A 3,145-nucleotide genomic window follows, 5' to 3' on the forward strand; every position below is an offset into this window, starting at 1 on the left:
GATCCTGTTCCTATCGCGGCAGGTCATCTGAAAAATGGGATCCAAACCTTTTTTTACAAGCAGAGCGCAGGTTGCCAGTGAACCAAGCCTCATCACGGCACTTTGCTGATCGGTGACATTCACGCCGTCTACCTTCCCATTGAGGAGTTCCGCCACCTCAAAGATCTCCGTGGTATCAGTTCCCTTTAAGGGACCAACTTCTGTAGTAACGGCGAACTTCCCGCCATCCAATGCATCTTTCAGAGCCATTATCCTTTGCCCTCCTCTCTTGATTAATCCCTCTGCTCAAGGGCCCAAAGGGATGTAGAAAGGATCTCCGGTCTGGGTCTCATCTTGTTCCAGCTTTTGGGCGGAATGAACTGTTTCAGCTGATCCAGCCTCCCGATCTCCTTCAGTCGTGCGTAAATCAGCTCCCAGCCACAGGGCTTCTCCGGGCTGACCTCACACTTCCCATTGGAGGCCCCACCGCAGGCGCCGTTTCTCAAACCTTTCGAACAGACCGCCAGGGGACAGATCCCACCCGTGTAATGGAGGAGGCAATCGCCACACTCCAGACACCGCTCTGACCCCTGCCATTCACCCCGGAAGCCCCCAAGGGAGATGGTATTACAGCCGGGATGTACTGGTTTCTTTACCATGGCAGCCACTGACTGGACCCCAACCCCACAGGTCAAGACCAACAAAGAATCCGCCTCCATTACTTGCTCCTCCAGGGGACGAAGCCTTGAAGCAACCAAGGCCTTCTGGCAGAGGAAATCGATCACACTATAGCCTGTTACCTTCTTGCCATCCCCCTCCAACAACTGCTTCATCGCCAATACCTGGGGTAGTCCTCCGGTCTGGCTTGATTGGGCACAACCATCGCATCCCAAGATGAAGACCTTGTCTTCACCCTCAAGGTATCCTAATATTTCCTCAAAAGGCTTTTGTTCTGATCTTAACATCGCCACCCTCCTCGTCTTAGGCTACCACATACCTCCTCAACTCCCGTCCCTTATGGTTCAACAGATGAACAGCACAGGCGATACATGGGTCAAAAGATCTCACAATGCGGACGATCTCAAAGGGGTTCTCTTCATCCTTCACCTTTGTTCCTATCAAGGCCTGCTCAATGGGACCGTGATTGCCCATGTCGTCCATGGGGGAGGCATTCCAAGTAGTGGGAACGACGCATTGATATTTGGCGATCTTCTTATTCTTAATAACCACCCAGTGTCCCAAGGCGCCTCTTGCCGCATCTACGATCCCCACGCCAGCGCTCTCCTCAGGAATGGTGTAGTCCACAAAGACCGGTTCACCGGGCTTTAATTCAAGAATCCATCCTTCCAAGTTCTTCGCTATATGGAGGGTGCAGAGGGCCCGGGCCGCATGCCTTCCAAGGACAGAGAACAACACATTCGGCGATGCCCTAAAATGGCCCAAAAGGGTCTCTACCATTTCCTTTGCCGCCGGATCACCCGCTGCATAGCCCACAGCGATCCTGGCCAGAGGGCCGACCTCGTGGACCCCTCCCTTGTACCTCGGGGCCTTCACCCAAGAATAGCCCCCTTTTTTGTTGGGCATTGGTTTTGTGTCTTCACTGTAGGGATGACCTCCTGAGGTATCTTCTTCGTACCAGGAGTGCTTGACCCACTCGTTGATCTGGTCGAGATCAAGGGGTTGATGTTGCAGATCCATTGAGGTACTTCCTTGTTTAAAGAGCCTCGCCCTTTTGGTATAATCGGGGTCCTTCCCATCGAGGTCAAATATCCCATACGAGAGGAACTTCCCGCAACCCCTGCCGATCTCGAAGTAATCGCCATAGATCTCCGCAACTTTTATCACATCGGGGACGTAGATATCCTCCACAAATTCCAGGATCTCCTTACCCCTCCAGAGGAGTGTAGCGATCTTGTCCACGGTGGGAACCTCTGTGACACCGCCGGGTGTCACCGCACAAGCATGGGGGAGCTTCCCCCCCAAGATCGCCACCGCCTCATGCCCCTTACGCCTCATCTCCAAGGCCTGGACATAGTGGGCTACAAGCTCCTGATCAACCTCTGGGGGAAATCGATAATCCCCCTCGTAGCGGGGGACAAATGGAGAGAGTTCCCCCCGGGATATAAAGGCCTTTATGGAGTTCAAGGTGCGGTCTTTCCCTTCATAGGCCGCCACCTTTGTGACATCTACATAGTCGAGGGCGGCCAAGTGATAAAAATGTAGGATATGGTCCTGGACTTGATGGAATCCCATGGTCAAGTTCCGCATGATGCGGGCGTTGTCGGGTATCTTATCCGCGATCCCAAAGGCGCTATCCAAACCCAGGGCTGCCGCCGTGGTGTGGCAGTGATTGCAGACCCCGCAGATCCTCTGGGTGATGATCTGGGCATCTCGCGGATCTCTGCCCTCCAGTATCTTCTCGAAGCCCCGAAAGAGCATAGCTGAACTCTTCGCCTCTTTCACCTCACCACCATCAACTACTGCTTCTACTTTTAAGTGTCCTTCAATCCGCGTTATAGGATCTATAACTATCTTCCCCATCTCTCTTACCCCTCCCGTTTTTTCCAATATTCACCGATCTTGGGCAGATCTACATCGGTAAGTTTCTCGTAAAAAGACCCCAAGAAATCGGGAAATTCAGGCTGGGTGCATCCCTGACACCCCATACCGGCGTTGATGCACCAGTTGACCCCATTGTTCCATTGCCTTATGGGGCAATCCGCATAGGTGATGGAACCCTTACACCCGAGCTCATACAGACACCCTGGCTCCCCGAACTTTTTCGCGAACTTCCCCTCGTCGAAATATGCCCTCCTCGGACAATTCTCATGGATGAGGGTCCCATAGAAATCCTTGGGGCGGAGCCAGTCATCGAGCTCCTCGGGTTTGGGCAGACCGGCTATGAGGAGCTTCGCCACTGTGCCGACGAACCAATCTGGGTGAGGGGGACAGCCAGGGACGTTGATAAGGGGGGTCTTTATCCCCTCCTCTTTGAAGATATCCATCACCCCCTTGGCCCCGGTGGGCTTCGGCCTCCCGGAGGGTATCCCGCCGAAGGTCGCACAGGTCCCAAGGGCGATCACAACCATGGCCTTTTTGCCAAGGTCTTCCACCCATTGGCGGAAGGGGATAGGCCTTCCTCCCCTTTCCCCCACGCAACAAAATA

4 protein-coding genes are annotated in these 3,145 nt (G+C 53.9%); all 4 read right to left on the reverse strand.

What is annotated here, in order from left to right:
• A partial coding sequence (locus JRI46_12365; GenBank protein ID MBW2040358.1) for a methylenetetrahydrofolate reductase occupies nucleotides 1–249 on the reverse strand: 249 nt, incomplete at its 3' end.
• Nucleotides 250–272: 23 nt separating this feature from the next.
• Nucleotides 273–944, reverse strand: a complete 672-nt coding sequence (locus JRI46_12370; GenBank protein ID MBW2040359.1) for a methylenetetrahydrofolate reductase C-terminal domain-containing protein — start codon at nucleotides 942–944, stop codon at nucleotides 273–275.
• A gap of 16 nt (nucleotides 945–960) precedes the next feature.
• Nucleotides 961–2,520: a nickel-dependent hydrogenase large subunit gene (locus JRI46_12375; GenBank protein MBW2040360.1), complete on the reverse strand. Its 1,560-nt coding sequence runs from the start codon at nucleotides 2,518–2,520 to the stop codon at nucleotides 961–963.
• Between the two features lie 5 nt (nucleotides 2,521–2,525).
• On the reverse strand, nucleotides 2,526–3,145 hold a 620-nt coding region (locus JRI46_12380), incomplete at its 5' end, for an iron hydrogenase (protein MBW2040361.1).

The sequence above is a fragment of the Deltaproteobacteria bacterium genome, from assembly GCA_019308925.1.
Taxonomy (GTDB): Bacteria; Desulfobacterota; B13-G15; order B13-G15; family RBG-16-54-18; genus JAFDHG01.

Coding starts and splice junctions, on each gene's coding strand:
- JRI46_12370 (MBW2040359.1), bottom strand. CDS start 944: ATGTTAAGATCAGAACAAAAGCCTTTTGAGGAAATATTAGGATACCTT.
- JRI46_12375 (MBW2040360.1), bottom strand. CDS start 2,520: ATGGGGAAGATAGTTATAGATCCTATAACGCGGATTGAAGGACACTTA.